General features: G+C 67.0%; 18 protein-coding genes. 6 read left to right on the top strand and 12 right to left on the bottom strand.

The genetic code is table 11. The features are described from left to right. Positions 1 to 112: 112 nt before the first annotated feature. The 4 genes from CK944_RS07340 (at position 113) to CK944_RS07325 (ending at position 4,428) form a co-directional block, all read left to right on the top strand. Positions 113 to 1,561 (top strand): MORN repeat-containing protein, encoded by a 1,449-nt coding sequence (locus CK944_RS07340; RefSeq protein ID WP_103172401.1) that lies wholly within the window; start codon positions 113 to 115, stop codon positions 1,559 to 1,561. Positions 1,562 to 1,628: 67 nt separating this feature from the next. Continuing rightward, positions 1,629 to 2,306, top strand: a complete 678-nt coding sequence (locus CK944_RS07335; RefSeq protein WP_103172400.1) for a GntR family transcriptional regulator — start codon at positions 1,629 to 1,631, stop codon at positions 2,304 to 2,306. An 11-nt stretch (positions 2,307 to 2,317) separates the two neighbouring features. Further along, complete coding sequence (gene uxuA, locus CK944_RS07330; protein ID WP_103172399.1) at positions 2,318 to 3,529, top strand: mannonate dehydratase; 1,212 nt, start codon at positions 2,318 to 2,320, stop codon at positions 3,527 to 3,529. Then, a complete protein-coding gene (locus CK944_RS07325; RefSeq protein WP_103172398.1) occupies positions 3,529 to 4,428 on the top strand; it encodes a sugar kinase in 900 nt (299 codons plus the stop codon). Before uxuA ends, CK944_RS07325 begins: the two co-directional genes overlap by 1 nt. A gap of 9 nt (positions 4,429 to 4,437) precedes the next feature. Here CK944_RS07325 and CK944_RS07320 read toward each other — a convergent pair whose 3' ends face one another. From CK944_RS07320 to uxaC, 8 genes are all read right to left on the bottom strand, one after another. After that, a complete protein-coding gene (locus CK944_RS07320) occupies positions 4,438 to 5,859 on the bottom strand; it encodes a mannitol dehydrogenase family protein (protein ID WP_103172397.1) in 1,422 nt (473 codons plus the stop codon). Continuing rightward, positions 5,837 to 6,577 carry a 2-dehydro-3-deoxy-D-gluconate 5-dehydrogenase KduD gene (kduD, locus tag CK944_RS07315; protein WP_103172396.1) on the bottom strand — a complete coding sequence of 247 codons (741 nt, stop codon included), beginning with the start codon at positions 6,575 to 6,577 and terminating at the stop codon, positions 5,837 to 5,839. The genes CK944_RS07320 and kduD overlap by 23 nt, the downstream gene beginning before the upstream one ends. Next, entirely contained in the window at positions 6,574 to 7,401 is an 828-nt protein-coding gene (gene kduI, locus CK944_RS07310) for a 5-dehydro-4-deoxy-D-glucuronate isomerase (protein ID WP_103172395.1), read from the bottom strand. Before kduI ends, kduD begins: the two co-directional genes overlap by 4 nt. Positions 7,402 to 7,412: 11 nt before the next feature. Continuing rightward, positions 7,413 to 7,694 carry a cupin domain-containing protein gene (locus CK944_RS07305; protein ID WP_103172394.1) on the bottom strand — a complete coding sequence of 94 codons (282 nt, stop codon included), beginning with the start codon at positions 7,692 to 7,694 and terminating at the stop codon, positions 7,413 to 7,415. After that, a complete protein-coding gene (locus CK944_RS07300; protein WP_103172393.1) occupies positions 7,691 to 8,971 on the bottom strand; it encodes a TRAP transporter large permease in 1,281 nt (426 codons plus the stop codon). The genes CK944_RS07305 and CK944_RS07300 overlap by 4 nt, the downstream gene beginning before the upstream one ends. 1 nt (position 8,972) lies before the next feature. Further along, positions 8,973 to 9,506, bottom strand: coding sequence for a TRAP transporter small permease (locus tag CK944_RS07295; RefSeq protein ID WP_103172392.1), 534 nt, complete (start codon positions 9,504 to 9,506; stop codon positions 8,973 to 8,975). 65 nt (positions 9,507 to 9,571) lie between these two features. Then, entirely contained in the window at positions 9,572 to 10,555 is a 984-nt protein-coding gene (locus tag CK944_RS07290; RefSeq protein WP_103172391.1) for a TRAP transporter substrate-binding protein, read from the bottom strand. 22 nt (positions 10,556 to 10,577) lie between these two features. Further along, the gene (gene uxaC / locus CK944_RS07285; protein WP_103172390.1) at positions 10,578 to 11,978 is read right to left on the bottom strand and encodes a glucuronate isomerase; all 1,401 of its coding nucleotides are present in this window, start codon (positions 11,976 to 11,978) and stop codon (positions 10,578 to 10,580) included. A 105-nt stretch (positions 11,979 to 12,083) separates the two neighbouring features. On the opposite strand from uxaC, the gene CK944_RS07280 reads away from it, so the two are divergent. Then, positions 12,084 to 12,764, top strand: coding sequence for a GntR family transcriptional regulator (locus CK944_RS07280; RefSeq protein ID WP_229665118.1), 681 nt, complete (start codon positions 12,084 to 12,086; stop codon positions 12,762 to 12,764). Between the two features lie 123 nt (positions 12,765 to 12,887). Here CK944_RS07280 and CK944_RS07275 read toward each other — a convergent pair whose 3' ends face one another. The 4 genes from CK944_RS07275 to CK944_RS07260 form a co-directional block, all read right to left on the bottom strand. Further along, positions 12,888 to 13,763 (bottom strand): TonB family protein, encoded by an 876-nt coding sequence (locus CK944_RS07275; RefSeq protein ID WP_103172388.1) that lies wholly within the window; start codon positions 13,761 to 13,763, stop codon positions 12,888 to 12,890. Continuing rightward, entirely contained in the window at positions 13,760 to 14,236 is a 477-nt protein-coding gene (gene exbD, locus CK944_RS07270) for a TonB system transport protein ExbD (protein ID WP_103172387.1), read from the bottom strand. Before exbD ends, CK944_RS07275 begins: the two co-directional genes overlap by 4 nt. Positions 14,237 to 14,239: 3 nt before the next feature. Beyond that, positions 14,240 to 15,277 (bottom strand): tonB-system energizer ExbB, encoded by a 1,038-nt coding sequence (gene exbB, locus CK944_RS07265; protein ID WP_103172386.1) that lies wholly within the window; start codon positions 15,275 to 15,277, stop codon positions 14,240 to 14,242. 155 nt (positions 15,278 to 15,432) lie between these two features. Beyond that, the gene (locus CK944_RS07260; protein ID WP_103172484.1) at positions 15,433 to 16,461 is read right to left on the bottom strand and encodes a siderophore-interacting protein; all 1,029 of its coding nucleotides are present in this window, start codon (positions 16,459 to 16,461) and stop codon (positions 15,433 to 15,435) included. Positions 16,462 to 16,611: 150 nt separating this feature from the next. On the opposite strand from CK944_RS07260, the gene mobA reads away from it, so the two are divergent. After that, positions 16,612 to 17,214 carry a molybdenum cofactor guanylyltransferase MobA gene (gene mobA, locus CK944_RS07255; protein WP_103172385.1) on the top strand — a complete coding sequence of 201 codons (603 nt, stop codon included), beginning with the start codon at positions 16,612 to 16,614 and terminating at the stop codon, positions 17,212 to 17,214. Positions 17,215 to 17,217: the final 3 nt, after the last annotated feature.

Here is a 17,217-nt window from a genome sequence, read left to right as displayed (position 1 = left end):
CTGTTCTCTCGATGCCGTGATAGGCGATGACATGGATAAGGAAAAGTCGGGCTTTGCGCAGCGGGTTCCGCTGCGATAGACCATGGGGCAAAGGACGAAGGGCGGACGGACGATGAAGGCGGCAAGTTGGGCGGCGATCGTGGCGCTGTTGGCGGGAGCCCCCGCCGCGGATGCGCAGGTCGTGACCAAGCAATATGACGACGGCGGCGTCTATGAAGGCACCTTTCGCAATGGCCGCCAGCACGGCCAGGGCAGCTATACCCTGCCCAACGGATACCGCTATGAAGGCGACTGGGTCGAGGGCGAGATCCTGGGCCAGGGCCGCGCCACCTTTCCCAACGGTTCCGTCTATGAAGGCCAGTTCGCCGAAGGCAAGCCCAATGGCACCGGCACGATCACCTATGCCGACGGCGGCACCTATGAAGGCGACTGGGTGGCCGGAGAGATCACCGGCAAGGGCGTGGCGCGCTATGCCAACGGGTCGGTCTATACCGGCGATTTCGTCAAGGGCCTGCACCAGGGCAAGGGCGTGCTGACCCAGCCCAACGGATACCGTTATGAAGGGGACTGGAACGCGGGCGTCAAGGAAGGGCAGGGCAAGATCACCTATCCCGACGGCGCGGTCTATGAAGGCGGGATGCTGGCGGGCCAGCGCGCGGGCAAGGGCAAGCTGACCATGGCCGACGGGCTGGTCTATGAAGGGATCTGGTCGGCGGGGCAGATGTCGGGCACGGGCGTGCTGGTCCAGGCCTCGGGCGACCGCTACGAGGGCCAGATGCTGAACGGCCGGCGCGAAGGACAGGGCGTCGCCACCTATGCCAATGGCGATGTCTATGACGGCGCCTTCAAGGCCGACCGCCGCCATGGGCAGGGCACCTTCACCGGCACCGACGGCTATGTCTATACCGGGTCATGGGTGGAAGGCCGGATGGAGGGCGAGGGCCGGATCACCTATCCCGACGGATCGGTCTATACCGGCGGCATGAAGGACGACCGGCCCCATGGCAGCGGAACCATCACCTATCCCGACGGGGCAAGCTATTCCGGCCAATGGGCCGCCGGCGTGATCGAGGGCGAGGGCAAGGCCACCTATGCCAACGGCATGGTCTATGAGGGCGGCTTCAGGAACGCCCGAAACCACGGCCTGGGCCGGATGACCTATCCCGACGGCTATGTCTATAACGGCGCCTGGGCCGACGGTCAGCGCCATGGCGATGGCCAGGCGACCTATCCCGACGGCACGGTCTATACCGGCGGCTTCGCGAACGGCCTGCGCGAAGGACAGGGCAAGCTGACGACGCCGGACGGCTTCACCTATGAAGGCGGCTGGAAGGCGGGCGAGATCGACGGCACCGGCGTCGCGACCTATGCCAGCGGCGACCGCTATGAGGGCAGCTTCGTGGCGGGCAAGCGTCAGGGCCAGGGCGTGATGCGCTATGCCAGTGGCGAGGTCGCGTCCGGCCAGTGGGACCAGAACCGCCTTGTCGAAAGCGGCCCCACCCCTGCGGCAGGGGCAACGGAAACCCCTGCCATGCCGAACGAAGCCCCTACGACCCCTTGAACGGGGTTTGGGAACGTCTTTACTTGTATGGAAGTATGGCATAAGCTGCTGCCTGGGGGAGGCTTTCATGGACGTCGCACGCATCACGATCGCGCCAAGCACGGCGTTCCAGGTCCATGACTGGCTGCGCAAGCGCGTCCAGCAGGGCGACCTGCCCCCCGGGATGCGCATCAGCGAAACCGAGGTCGCGGCCGCCATCGGCATCAGCCGCCAGCCCGTTCGGGAAGCTTTCATCCGCCTGGCCAGCGACGGCCTGGCTGAGGTCCGCCCGCAGCGCGGCACCTATATCAGCAAGATTTCCGTCGCGGCGGTCCTGTCCGCCCGCTTCATCCGCGAGGCGGTCGAGGCCGATCTGGCCCGCATCGTGGCCCAGACACGGCCCGCCGAGATGCTGGACCGCATGGCGGATGAAATCGCCCTGCAGACAGCCGCGGACCAGGCCGGAAACGTGAACGACTTCATCGAATCGGACGACCGCTTCCACCGCCTGCTGGCCCTTGCCGCGGGGCAAGAGGCGGTCTGGGCCGATCTGGACCGGCTCAAGGCGCAGATGAACCGGCTGCGGCACCTGTCCATGCGCGCCTTCGACCGCGGCTTCATCATCGGCCAGCACCAGCAGATCCTGGACGCGCTGCGCAAGGGCGATGCCGACGCCTCCGAGACCGCGATGCGCACCCATCTGCGCCAGATGCTGACCGAGGTGCCGCAGATGGCGGCGGCCCAGCCCGACTATTTCACCGACTGAGAGAGGATTACATGCGACAGACCTGGCGTTGGTTCGGTCCGAACGACCGCGTGTCCATCGACGACATGCTGCAAGCAGGTGTCCAAGGCGTCGTGACGGCGCTGCATCATGTCCCCACGGGCACCCTCTGGACGCCCGAGGAAATCGCCCGCCGCCAGTCCCAGGTTGCCGTGATGCGCGATGGCACCCCATCCGGCCTGGAATGGGAGGTCGTGGAAAGCCTGCCCGTCAGCGAGGCGATCAAGACCCAGTCCGGCGACTGGCGCGGCCATGTGCAGAACTGGATCGCCTCCATGCGGAACCTGCACGCGGCGGGGATCCGGGTGATCTGCTACAACTTCATGCCGGTGCTGGACTGGACGCGCACCGACCTGGAATGGCGCCGCCCCAATGGCGCGCGCTGCATGCGCTTCGACCTGACCGACTTCGCGGCCTTCGACATCCACATCCTCGAACGTCCCGGCGCGGCCGAGGATTTCCCCGAAGACATCCGCGACGCCGCCGCCCGCCGCTTTGCCGACATGGACGACGCGGCCCGCCAGCAGCTTGCCGGAAACGTGGTCTTCGGCCTGCCCGGCGCGGCCGAGCATCTGACCATGGGCGACGTGCGCGACCTGCTGCAGACCTATGCCCCGGTGACGGACGCGGTGCTGCGCCGCAACTTCAACGATTTCCTGGAACAGGTGGCGCCTGTCGCGCAGGACCTGGGGATGCGGCTGTGTTGCCACCCAGACGATCCGCCGTTCCCACTGCTGGGCCTGCCCCGCGTCATGTCCACCGAGGCCGATTACGCCGAACGCATGGCGGCGGTGGATCTGCCCGCGAACGGTATCACGCTCTGTTCCGGGTCGCTGGGGGTGCGGCATGACAACGACCTGCCCGGCATGATGCGCCGGCTGGGCGACCGCGTGCATTTCCTGCACCTGCGCAACGTCCGCCGCGACAGCGACACCATCCCCGCCAGCTTCTTCGAGGATGAACACCTGGCCGGCCAGACCGACATGGTGAACCTGATCGACGCGGTGCTGGCCGAGGAAGCCCGCAGGCGGGCAGCGGGTCGCGAGGACTGGCGCATCCCCATGCGCCCCGACCACGGCCAGGACATCCTGGACGACATCGGCCGGGGCGGCCAGCCCGGTTATCCCGCGATTGGCCGCCTCAAGGGTCTGGCCGAACTGCGCGGCGTCGAACTCGCGCTGTCGCGCAAGCACCAGGCCGCCTGATGCGCATCCTGTCCATCGGAGAGGCGATGGTCGAACTGGGCCAGTCGGACCAGCCGGGCCTGTGGCGCCTGGGCATCGCGGGCGACACGCTGAACACCGCCTGGTATCTGCGCCGCCTGCTAGGCGCCGACTGGCAGGTCGATTACCTGTCCCGCGTGGGCCAGGGCGCCTTTTCCCAACAGATGGTGGATTTCCTGTCCGCCGAAGGCATCGGCACCGCCCATGTCGGACGCGACCCGGACCGGGAAATCGGGCTTTACGCAATCAGCCTGACGGATGGGGAACGCAGCTTCGCCTATTGGCGCGACACCTCGGCGGCCCGGCGGCTGGCCGACGATCCTGCGGCGCTGGATGCGGCGCTTGAAGGGGCGGCGCTGGCCTATTTCTCGGGCATCACTGTGGCGATCCTGCCGCCCGAGGGCCGGGCGAACCTGCTGGCGGCCTTGTCCCGGGCCAGGGCTGCGGGGACGCGCGTGGTTTTCGACCCGAACCTGCGCCCTCGCCTGTGGCCTGACGCCGCCACCATGCGGCAGGGCATCAGCGATGCGGCGGCGGGCGCCGATCTGGTCCTTCCCAGCTTCGACGATGAAGCCAGCCATTTCGGCGATGCCGATCCCCAGGCCACCGTAGCGCGCTATCTGGCGCTGGGGGCGGGGCAGGTGGTGGTGAAGAACGGCGGCGGGCCGATCGGCTTTGGCGGGGCAGGGGGATCGGGCACGATCAGCGACCTTGCGCCCGAAACGCCCGTGGACAGCACGGCGGCAGGCGACAGCTTCAACGCGGGCTATCTTGCGGCCAGCCTGTCGGGTGCGGATTGCGCGGCGGCCATCGCCGCGGGCCACGACCTCAGCCGCAAGGTGATCCGCCATCGCGGCGCCCTGGTGGAACAGGCGCTGTAGGGCGGGGCGTCACCCCACCCTTTCCACGCCCGCCGCCATCGCCCGCGCGCCATCGCGCACCAACCCCGTCAGCGCCGCCACCAGATCCGCCGCAAAGCCCGCGTCGTCGCGCAGCGCGGGGGGGAACACCTCGGCCAGGGCCAGGAAGCCCGCCACGGTCTGCGCCGGATCGTCGCGCCAGAGGGCGGCAAGGCGCGGGGCCAGCGGATCCTTGACCTCGATCGCCGCGCCCTTTTCGTCGCGCCCCGAGGCATAGCGCATCCAGGCCGCCACGGCGAGCGTCAGCCCCGGCACCGCCCGGCCCGCCGCACGGCTTTCCGCGATGGTGCCCAGGATCCGCTGCGGCAGCTTCTGGCTGCCGTCCATGGCGATCTGCCAGGTCCGGTGCCGAATGGCGGGGTTCGCGTAGCGCGCCGCAAGCGCGTCGGCATAGGCCCCCAGATCCTCGCCGGGCGGAGGGATCAGGGCCGGGATGATCTCGTCCCGCCACAGGCTGCGCACGAAATCGGCGAAGACCGGATCGGCCATGGTGTCGGCGATGGTCTCATGCCCCGCCAGATAGCCCAGATAGGCGAGGCTGGAATGCGTGCCGTTCAGCATCCGCAGCTTCATGTGTTCAAAGGGCGTCACGTCGGCCACCATCTGCACGCCGACCGTCTCAAGCGGGGGGCGGGGGCCGCAGAAACGGTCCTCGACCACCCACTGGCGGAAGGGCTCGTGCATCACGGGGGCCTCGTCGCGGGTACTGGTCATGGCCTCCAGCCGGTCCAGGTCGGCGGGCGTGGTCGCGGGCACAATCCGGTCCACCATGGTCGAAGGAAAGGCCCCCTCCGCCGCGATCCAGTCGGCCAAGGCCGGGTCGATCAGGCGGGCCAGTTCCCCGACCACGCCCCGCACCACCCGGCCGTTTTCGGGCAGGTTGTCGCAGCACAGCACCGTGAAGGGCGGCAGTCCCGCGTCGCGCCGCAGGGCCAGGGCGCGGACCAGGAAGCCCGGCGCGGATTTCGGCAGCGGATTTTCCAGGTCATGCCGGATATCGGGATGGTCGCGGTTCAGCCGCCCCGTGGAGGGTTCGTGGCAATAGCCCTTTTCCGTCACCGTCAGGCTGACAATATGCGTATCCGGCGCGGCCATTGCGTCCAGCACGGCCTGCGGGTCTTCCGGCGCGACCAGCACGTCGCGCAGCACCGTGACCACTTGCGGCTTCTCGCCATCCGGTCCCAGTTCCAGCGCCGTATAGGCCCAGCCCTGCGGTTTCAGCCTGTCGCGCGTGCCGGGCGATTGCAGCGACACGCCGGTGATGCCCCAGCCGCCAGCCTCGGCCACATAGATCGCGCCATGGGCGCGGAAGAAGGCGCCCAGGCCCAGATGGACGATGCCCGACTTGGTGGTGGGGTCGCGATACAGCCTATCGTGCAAGCCAGCCTCCATCGACATTCAGGACCGCGCCGTTGATGTAATCGGACGCGGGCGCCGACAGGAACACGGCGGTCTGGCCGATATCCTCGGCCCGGCCCCAGCGGCCGGCGGGGATGCGGTCCAGGATCGCGCGCGACCGGGCGGGATCGGCGCGCAGGGCCTCGGTATTATTGGTCTCGATATAGCCGGGCGCGATGGCGTTGACGTTCAGCCCGCCTGCCGCCCATTCGTTCGCCATCAGCTTGGTCAGGCCCGCCACCCCATGCTTGGACGCGGTATAGGACGGCACGCGGATGCCGCCCTGGAAGGACAGAAGGCTGGCGATGTTGACGATCTTGCCCCGCCCGCGCGGCAATGCCGCCCTGGCGAAGGCCTGGCAGGTGAAGAACAGCGCCTTGAGGTTCGTGTCCATCACCTCGTCCCAGTCGGCCTCGGTGAAATCCACCGCATCGGCGCGGCGGATGATGCCGGCGTTGTTGACCAGGATGTCGATGCGTTCCGAGGCGAAGACATCGCGCGCGGCCATGGGATCGCTGAAGTCCAGCCGCATCTGGCGGCCCGCCTTTTCAGAAACCTGGCCCATCAGCGCCAGCGTCTGATCGCAGTCGCGCCGACCCGCGGCGATCACCTCGGCCCCCGCTTGGGCCAAGGCCACGGCGATGGCCTGGCCGATGCCCGTATTGGCGCCGGTGACAAGCGCGACCTGGCCGCCCAAGGAAAACGCGCTCACCGCAGATCCCCCGGCTGGACGAAGTCCATGTCGGTGTAATCGACGTTGTCACCCGCCATGGCCCAGATGAAGGTATAGCCGCCGATGCCCGCGCCCGAATGGATCGACCAGGGGGGCGAAATTACCGCTTGTTCGTTGGCGACGAAGATGTGGCGGGTTTCCTGCGGCTCGCCCATCAGGTGCAGCACGCGGGATTCAGGCGCCATGCCGTGATACAGGTATGCCTCCATCCGCCGGTCATGGACATGGGCGGGCATGGTGTTCCAGACCGAGCCGTCCTCGAGCGTGGTATAGCCCAGCACAAGCTGGCAGCTTTCCATGACCAGCGGGTGGATGAACTGCCGGATGGTGCGCTTGTTCGAGGTCTCCACCGCGCCAGTCTTCATCTCCTTGGCCTCATCGACGGTAATCAGGCGGCAGGGCAGTTCGCGATGCGCGGGGCAGGAGGTGATGTAGAACCGCCCCTTGCCGCTGAAGGTCACCGCACCGGATCCCATGCCCAGGTAGAGCACGTCGCCGTTCTTCATGTCCCAGGTCTGGCCCGCCGCCGTGACCGATCCGGCCTCGCCGATATTGACGATGCCCATCTCGCGCCGTTCCAGGAAGGTCGCGGTCTTGGTTTCCGCGATCTGGTCCAGGGTGATGTCGGCGCCGTCGGGGACCGCGCCGCCCACCACGAAGCGGTCGTAATGGGTATAGACCAGCCGGATTTCCGCGCGGGCGAACAGCCCCTCGGCCAGGAAATGGCGGCGCAGGCTGTCGGTATCCATGCCTTTCGCATGATCGGGATGAACCGCCTGGCGGGTTTCGACATGGGTGGTCATAGCAGAGCCTTTCACAGGAAATCGTCGCGGCGGGGGGTGAAGCTGTCGATCAACTCGCCCCCTTCAAGACAGGTGCAGCCGTGTTCGGCATGGGAGGGGATGACGAAGGCGTCGCCCGGCCCCACCTCGAATTCGCGGCCGTCCACGGTGAAGTGATAGCGGCCCGATTGCACATAGGTCGATTGCATATGGGGATGGGAATGCAGCGCCCCCTGGTCGCCCGCCGCGAAGGCGAAGCGGACGACCATCAGTTCGGGGGAATGGGCCAGCACGGTGCGAACGGGACCCTTCATTTGAAGACCCCGGGCAGCCACAGCGACAGGGCAGGGATGTATGTGACCAGCAGCAGCACGATCAGGCCCGCCGCATAGAAGGGCCAGACGCTGCGCATCGCCTCCCAGATGGAAATGCGGGCCACGGCGGCGGCGACGAACTGGACCGGCCCCAGCGGCGGGGTGTTCAGCCCGATCCCCAGGTTCAGGATCATGATGACCCCGAAATGCACCGGATCGACGCCAAAGGCCGCCACGACCGGCAGGAAGATCGGCGTGGTGATGATGATCAGGGGCGACATGTCCATGAAGGTGCCCAGCACCAGCAACACGATGTTGATCATCAGCAGGATCACGAAGGGATTGTCGGACACCGACTGCATCCAGTTGAGCGAGATCTGCGCCACATGCAGATAGGCCATCAGCCATCCGAAGGCCCCTGCCATGCCGATGATCAGCAAGACCATCGCGGTCGTGCGCACCGCCTGCTGGGTGGCATGGACGAAATCCGTCCAAGACATGCTGCGATAGACCACCACCGTCACCAGCAGCGCATACAGCACCGCGATGCAGCTGCTTTCGGTGGCGGTGAAGACGCCCGACCGCACGCCGCCGAAGATGATCGCGATCAGCAACATGCCGGGGATCGACTGCAGCAGGTAATATCCGACGCGGGCGAAACCGGGAAAGGGCTCGGTCGGATAGCCGCGCTTGCGGGCGACGATATAGGCCGTCACCGACAGCGCCCCCGCCAGCAGCAGGCCGGGGATGATGCCCGCCGTGAACAGGTCGGCGATGGAAATCCGCCCCCCGCCCGAGATCGAGTAGATGATCATGTTGTGGCTGGGCGGAAGAAGCAGCGCGATCAGCGCCGCCATGGAGGTCACGTTGACCGCGTAATCCGCGCCATAGCCCCGTTCCTTCATCTGCGGGATCATGATGCCGCCGACGGCGGCGGCCTCGGCCACGGCGGACCCGGAAATGCCGCCGAACAGGGTGGAGGCGGCGATGTTGACCTGGCCCAGGCCGCCCCGGACATGGCCGATCAGCGATCCGGCGAAGGCCACGATCCGCGCGGCGATGCCGCCCCTGACCATCAGGTCGCCCGCGAAGATGAAGAAGGGAATGGCCATCAGCGTGAAGACCGAAATCCCCGCCGACAGGCGCTGGAACACCACCAGGGGAGGCAGGCCCAGGTATCCAACGGTGGCCAGGCTGGAAATGCCCAGGCAGAAGGCGATCGGCGTGCCGATCAGCATCAGCAGCGTGAAGACGCCGAAAAGGATCAGATATTCCATGTCAGGCCTCGGTCATCAGGATGTCTTCGGCGTCGGGTTCGGCCTCGACCCTGCGGCCCGACAGGCGGTTCAGCAGGTGTTCCAGCACGAACAGCGTCATCAGGACGCCACCGGCGAACAGCGGCATATAGGCAAATCCGCCCGGCAGCCGGATGACCGGCAGGGTCGAATCCCAGGTTCGGGCCATCAATTCCCAGCCATAGACCACCATGGCGATGCTGAAGGCCAGCACGGCCAGGTCGGACAGCGCCTTGAGCCATGTCCCGGCACTGTCGGGCAGGAAGAACAGCAGCACGTCGAAGCCCATGTGGAAGCTTTCATGGACGCCCACGGCCGATCCCAGGAAGATGAACCAGCTCATCAGCAGGATCGCCACGGGTTCGACCCACAACAGGCTGTCGTTCATGACATAGCGCATGAAGACCTGCGCGAAGACGATGATGGTCATCGCCACAAGCCCCGTCCCCGCCAGCCACAGGCTGATCCGGGAAAGCAGGGAATTGAGGCGTGACAGCGCGGCGATGCTGCCTTGCATGGCGTCACCCTTGGATTGCGTGAAGGAAAAAGGCTCGCGGCCGGGGGGGGCCGCGAGCCGAGACGTCACTTGGTTTCCTGGATGCGCTTGACCAAGTCCTGTGCCTCGGGGGTGGTCACGTATTTTTCGTAGACCGGGGCCATCGCCTCGATGAAGGCGGTCTTGTCCACGTCCTTGATGACCTCGGCGCCGGCGGCCACGACCTTTTCCTCGCTGGCCTTTTCCTGTTCGGCCCACAGCTGGCGCTGCAACGTGGCCGAGTTCCTGGCGGCGGTGCGCAGGATTTCCTGATCCTCCGGCGAAAGCTTGTCCCAGCTGATCTTCGAAATCGCCACCAGTTCCGGCACCATCAGGTGCTGGTCCAGTGTGAAGTATTTCGCGACCTCGGCATGGCCGGAACTGTCATAGGAAGGGAAGTTGTTTTCCGCCCCGTCGATCACGCCGGTCTGGATGGACGAATAAACCTCGCCGTAAGGCATCGGCGTGGCATTGGCGCCAAGCGCGGCCATCATGTCCACGAAGACGTCGTTCTGCATGACGCGGAACTTCATGCCCTTCAGGTCCTCGACCGACTGGATCGGCTTCTGCGAGTTATAGAAGTTGCGCGCGCCGCCATCGTAATAGGCCAGCGCGATCAGATCCTTTTCGGCAAAGTCCTCGGCGATTTCCTCGCCGATGGGGCCGTCCATGACCGCGTGCTGATGCTCGGGCGAGGTGAACAGATAGGGCAGCGACATCAACTGCGTGACGGGCACGATGTCGTTGAACGACCCGAAGGACGCGCGCACCATGTCGATGACGCCGAACTGGGTCTGCTCGATCGTGTCCTTTTCCTCGCCCAGCTGGGACGAAGGGAAGACCTCGATGCAGATGCGGCCTTCGGTCTTTTCCTTGACCTCGGCGGCCATGGCCTTGACGCCCTCGACGGTCGGATAGCCGTCGGGATGGGTGTCGGACGACCGCAGCGTGATCTCGCATTCCGCGCTTGCGGCACCGGCAAGCGCGGCCGAGGCAAGCAGGGCGGCAAGGGTGGTGGTGACGAACTTCATGGTATCCTCCCGTTGGTGAAGCTCAGAGTTTGTAGGCCTTCTTGGCGAGGCCGTAGGTCAGATCCTGTGCCAGTTCGGGCGCTTCGTCCTGATGGAGGCGTCCGCTGGCGACAAGGGTGGCAAGAAAGGCGCAATCCACGCGGCGCGCGACATCGTGGCGCGCGGGGATCGAACAGAAGGCGCGGGTGTCGTCGTTGAAGCCCACGGTGTTGTAGAAGCCTGCGGTTTCCGTTGTCATCTGGCGGAACCGCATCATTCCTTCGGGGCTGTCGTGGAACCACCAGGGCGGACCAAGCCGCAGGCAGGGATAGACCCCCGCCAGGGGCGCCAGTTCGCGCGAATAGGCGGTCTCGTCCAGGGTGAACAGGATCACCGTCAGGTCGGGACGCATTCCCACTGCGTTCAGCAGCGGGCGCAGGGCCGCGACGTAATCGGTGCGGCCGGGAATGTCGAAGCCCTTGTCGCGGCCATGGACGGCCATCACGGGGTCCGAATGGTTGCGCCGCGCGCCGGGATGGATTTGCAGGACCAAGCCGTCTTCCAGGCTCATCCGCGCCATTTCGGTCAGCATCTGGCCGCGGAAGGCATCGGCTTCGTCGGGCGTGCATTGGCCTCCCAGGGCCTTCCCGAACAAGGCGGCGGCATTGGCCCGGTCAAGATCCTCGGTCCGCGCGGTGGCATGGCCGTGGTCGCTGGACGTGGCGCCATGGTCCTTGAAGAACGCCCGCCGCGCCCGGTGCGCGTCCAGGTATCCGTCCCAGGTCGCGGTGTCGAAGCCGGTCTGCTGGCCCAGCAACGCCACATTGTCGGCAAAGCCCGCCATTTCGGGGTCCACCACGCCGTCGGGGCGATAGGCGGTGACGACCCGGCCGGTCCAGCCCGATTCGCGGATCATCCGATGCCAGCGCAGGTCGTCGGTCGCGGCCTCGGTCGTGGCGATGACTTCGATGTTGAAGCGTTCGAACAGCGCGCGGGGACGGAATTCGGGGCGGGTCAGGCAATCGGCGATGTGGTCGTAATACCAGTCCGCCGTTTCCGCCGACAGGCGGCGGTCGATGCCAAAGACATGGTGAAAGCTGTGATCCAGCCACATCCGCGACGGCGTGCCGCGCAGCAGGTGATAGTTTTGCGCAAACAGCCGCCAGATCTTGCGCCCGTCTGTTTCGGTCTGTCCTCCATCGACACGCGGCACGCCAAGATCGCTCAGGGATATGCCCTGGCTGCACAGCATCCGGAAGACGTAATGGTCGGGCGTGACGAACAGTTGCGCGGGATCGGGGAAGGGCTGGTTTTCGGCGAACCAGCGGGGGTCGGTATGGCCATGGGGGCTGACGATCGGCAGGTCGCGGATTTGCGCATAAAGATCGCGCGCCAGATCGCGGGCGCGTCCTTCCAGGGGAAACAGCCGATCTTCATCCAGCAAGCTTTTCTCCTCCCACGAGTCATGCTTGTTTTCTATGTCATAAACTAATATGCTAGTTTTCAAGAATGGTCAATCGGGTGCATCATGTCGACGGCGTCCCTACCGATGAAAGATTTTCCGCCGCTGGACAGCGGACGGGGCCCGACTGTCACCGACCAGATCTTCGGCCTGCTTTACGACCGTGTGGTGAACCTGACCCTGCCCCCCGGCGCCAAGCTGTCCGAAATCGAGGTGGCGGCGCAGATGGGCGTTTCGCGCCAGCCGGTCCGCGATGCCTTTTATCGCCTGTCGCAACTGGGCTTCATCCAGATCCGCCCGCAGCGCGCGACAACCGTGACACCGATTTCGGAAGAAGCGGTCCTGCAGGCCTATTTCATCCGCACCGCGCTGGAGGAATCCTGCATCCGCGTCGCGACCGAGCGTTTGACGGACGACCATTTCGACGCCTTGGCGCATCTTCTGGATCTGCAGGCCAGGGAAATCGAGGCGGGCAACCGCACCGGCTTCCACGCGCTTGACGATCAGTTCCACCACGACATCTGCGCCTATGCCGGGCTTGAATTCGTCTGGACGCTGGTAAAGGAAAACAAGGGCCACATGGACCGGGCGCGCTATCTGTCGCTGTCCTATGGCGCCGATACGGCCTTTGCCGAACACGGCCAGATCCTCGACGCATTGCGCCGCCGCGACGCAGGGGCAGCCGTGGCAGCCATCCGGCAGCACCTCAGCAGGATCGAGGGGATCATTGCCCGCCTGCGCGTGGACCAGCCGCAGGTCTTCGGCTGACCACGCACGACCGGACATTCAGAAATGTCCGCTTCTTTTTCAAATGCGCATAGCCGGTATCGAGGGCGCCGGACGCCGCGTTCTTGGCCGGCTCATCTGTTAATGGCGCTGCAAAGCCTGCTGTTACTGGATCGCAATCGGCTGGATAAACGGATAGCTGGCGCTTGTCATGCTGGACGGGGCCGATGGACAGCGGGCCCGGCCCATGGCCCGCGTGATCTCGCGGTCCACCCGTGCATTTCCGGTAGAGGCCGCCAGAGCCGCCGACTGGACTCGCCCGTTGCGCGCAATGGTCAGCGAAACCGTGACCTGCGCCCCCCTTGCCCCTGACACGCGCGAGATCGAGCGCGCGACGCATGCACCTATCTGCTGTTGCCAGCTTGCCTCGTCGCGGGCGCGCTGCTGAGGACTGACGCCAGTCCGGCCGGTGGCGTTCTGTTGGCCTTGCTCGGCGCGCCGCGCTTGCTGCTGTTGGGGCGCAGCCTGTTCCTGGCGCGGTTCCGCCTGACGCTGTTGTTCCGGCTTGCGGCGTTCTTCGCGGCGGGGTTCGGCCTGACGCTGCGGTTCCGGCTGGCGTTCCGGGCGGCGCTGCGGGCGGGCGGAACTGTTCAGCACCACCTCGGGCGGGGTTTCCAGTTCGGGCGGTGCGGGCGGGAACAGCTCGGCCATGTCATCCAGCGGTTCCAGTTCCGGCAAGGGCGGCAGGTCCAGCGGCTCGGCCACTTCCTCGGGCTCAGGCTCAGGCTCTGGCTCGGGTTCCGCTTCGGGCTGGGGTTCCGGCTCGACCGCTTCCTCGGCGGCGGGCGGGGTCGGCTCTGCGATGTCCTCGGCCGGGGCCAGATCGACGAAGACTGCTTCGGGCAGGCCGGGGGGCGGGGCCGCAGCCTCGGCCTCCTGCATGATCCACAGCGCCCCGCCCAGATGCAGCGCCAGCACCAGGACCGAGGCGCCGCCCCACAGCGCCCCTTCGCGGATCATCGTGGTGGCGCGCCTGCTCATTGCGCGGCTTCCGGGGCAGCCGCGGATGCGGGGTCTGTGGGTACGGGCACGGCGCCCGAGGTGGATTCAAGCCCCACAAGCGCGATCTTCAGATAGCCCGTGTCGCGCAGGGTGTTCATCACCTCCATCAGGTCGCCATAGGCGACCTCGCGGTCGGCGCGCAGGAAGATGCGTTGTTCACGGTCGCCTTCGGTCGCCTCGGCAAGCGCAGCCGCCAAGCCGCCCGGCGCGATGTCGGTATTGTCCAAGGCCAGCGTCAGGTCCGGCTTGACGGTCACATAGACCGGCTGGTCGGGACGCTGGGCGGGCGTGGCATTCGACACCGGCAGATCGACGTTCACATCGACCGTCGCAAGCGGTGCCGCGACCATGAAGATGATCAGCAGGACCAGCATCACGTCGATGAAGGGGGTGACGTTGATCTCGTGGTTCTCGACCAGATCGTCGCCGCTGTCGCGAATTCCGCCCGCCATGGCCTATTTCCCCGGTGCGGTGGTGGCGGCGATGCCGCGAAAGTCCAGATCGCGGCTGACCAGCTGGCGCACGCCTGCCGCCGCATTCGCCAGCCGCAGGCGATAGCCGGTGATGCCGCGTGCGAAGACGTTATAGATCACAACGGCGGGGATTGCCGCGACCAGGCCGATGGCCGTGGCCAGCAGCGCCTCGGCAATGCCGGGGGCCACGACGGCCAGGTTGGTGGTCTGGCTTTCGGAAATCCTGATGAAGCTGTTCATGATCCCCCAGACGGTGCCGAACAGGCCCACGAAGGGGGCGGTCGATCCGATGGTGGCCAGGATGCCGGTGCCCCTGCCCATGCGGCGGCCCGCGACGGCCTCGATGCGGTCCAGTTGCGATTCGACGCGTTCCTTGACGCCGTGGTCCCCCGCCACGTCCAGGGCAGGCTTGGACCGGCGGTATTCCTCGGCCGCGCTGCGGATCATGCGGGACACGGCGTCGCGGCGGCTGCCGCTTGCGGCCACGGCGGCGTCCAGGCTCGCGGCCTGCTGGATGCGGCGGATGCCCTTTTGCGCGGTGGCGCTGGCGCCCCATAGTTCCAGGGCCTTGACCACCAGCACCGTCCAGGTGACGACCGATGCGAAGGCCAGCCCGATCATCACCGCCTTGACCACGATGTCGGCGGCCCAGAACATCCCCATCGGCGACAGGTCGTGGGGCAGGTTCGGATCGCGCGCCGGGGGCGTCAGGATCGGCGCCAGGGCGTCCTGCACCGGTTGGGGCAGGAAATCGGCAACCGGTTCGGGTTCGGGCGAGGCCGGGATCGCGGCAGGATCCGCAACCGGGGCTGTTGCAGGCGCAGGATCGGCAGGCTGCGCGGATGTGGCCGGGGCGGCCGCCGCAGGCGATTGCGGCTGTTGCGCCTCAAGGGCGGGGGCCGGAACGGGGGCCGGCGCCTGGCCCGGCGCGGCGTCCTGCGCATGGGCCATGCTTGCCATCACGCAGGCCAGCGACAAGGCAATGGGCGCACCCAGACGGGACAAGGGCAGATGGGGCATGGCGTTCCTTGGCTTCTTGTTCCGCCGGGGCGGGTCATCGCGGTCGCTGCGGGGATGCGAAACGGCGCAAAGGGCCATCGCTCGGGCCGCAGGTTTTGCAGCATATCGAGCAGCCATGTAAAATTGTCAACTATTCTCGTGGCAGGTTTGCCGCTTCACGCGCTCCAATAGGCGGCAAGATGGGCCGTCGCCTTATCGATGCCCAGGTCGCCCAGGATCGCGGACTTCAGGGGTTCCAGCCGCGACCGTTCGGTGGCTAGCCAGATCCGCCGGGCGTCGGTGCCGTCTCGGCGCAGCCGTTCGGCCAGTGCGGCCTCGCCGCCGGGGGCGTGGATCACGCGGATGCCGGGATGACGGGGCAGGGGATAATCCGCCCGGGCACCGAACAGGTGGCATTCGCCCCCCGCATCGTCGGCGGCGGCTTCCAGGTGACGAGCCAGGGCGGGATAGGCGGTCTCATCCCCGCCGATCAGCAGGCTGCGGGCTTGCGCGATCCCGCCGCCGCCCGGACCAGACAGACCCACCAGCGTTCCCGGTGCAGCCTGGGCCGCGAAATCGCAGGCCCGCCCGCCGTCATGGATGAAGATGTCGGTGTCCAGCCAGCCCGCGTCCGGGTCGATATGGCGCACCGTATAGGCGGGCCGGTGCAGCGTGGCCGCGCCCTTGGGCCAGACCGTCCGGCCGTCATTCCCGATCATCGGCCAGACGGGCAGGGTCGTTCCTTCAGGTTGCAGCACCAGTCGGAAATGGATCAGGTCGCGGGACAAACGGTCCAGGTCGCCGCCTTCCAGCCGCAGGCGCAGGAAATCGGCCGCGATGCGGGTGACGCTTGACACCCGCGCCAGGCTGAAGTTCGGCGGATGCGCGCCCGGGCGATCCAGCGAGGACCAGGCCGGTCGCAGGCTCGGCAGATGCCCGCCCAGACGGTGCGTCACCGCCTCGCGCAGGTCGTGCAACCGGTGGCGGTCATGGGCGCGGACATACAGGATGCTGCCGGTCGGTCCCATCTTCGCGCCGAATTCGCCCCCGTCGGGCAGCTTGCACCAGGTGGACCGGCCATGCCCGTCGTGCAGATCCAGCCCGTGTTCCGCAGCCTCGGCCCGGATCAGGGCGTCGAGCGTGGCAAAGGGCAGGTCGGGCAGGCTGGCCTGGGTCTGATAGGGGGGCAGGGGGTCATGTCTCATGAACAGGGTCCGGTCCCGGCCAGGCATCCTGCACCGGCTAGTGTCGCCGGCCCATCCTGTCAAGAAAGCCGCATCCGCTGATGGGGATGTGTTCGGGTCCTTGGACGCCCCGATCTTGCCATGCGCGTCCATCGGGGCCACAACCGCCCCATGACCCATCCCGCCATCATCCTTGCCGGAGGCCGCGCGACCCGCATGGGCGGCGGCGACAAATGCCTTCTGGATCTGGGCGGCAGGCCCATGCTGGCGCGGATCATCGACCGGCTGGCCCCGCAATGCGCGCCGCTGGCGCTGAACGCGAATGGCGACGCGGCGCGGTTCGCCGGTTTCGGGCTGCCTGTCCTGCCCGACAGCCTGCCCGATCTTCCGGGGCCGCTGGCGGGGATCCTGGCGGGCCTGGACTGGGCTGCCGGGCTTGGCGCGGATGCGGTGATCAGCGTGGCGGGCGATACGCCCTTCTTTCCGCGCGACCTTGCCGCGCGCCTTGCCGCGCAGGGCGGCGGCGTCGTCCTGGCCGCCGGCCGGGATGAGGGGGGGCGGGTCGTGGATCATCCGACCTTCGGCCTGTGGCCGGTGGGGCTGCGGGATGCGTTGCGCGGCTTTCTTTTGCAGGGAAAACGGCGGGTGCGGGGCTTTGCCGCGGAACAGGGCGCGGCGGCGGTTGTCTGGGACAGGTCGCCCGACCCCTTCTTCAACATCAACACGCCCGAGGATCTGGACCGCGCTCGCCAGGCGTTGGGGCAGCAAACGTGACCA

The sequence above is a fragment of the Paracoccus sp. SY genome (genome assembly GCF_002901215.1).
GTDB classification, from domain to species: Bacteria; Pseudomonadota; Alphaproteobacteria; order Rhodobacterales; family Rhodobacteraceae; genus Paracoccus; species Paracoccus acridae.
Note: the sequence above shows the minus strand (reverse complement) of the source record. Positions and strands in the feature narration are given on the sequence as shown.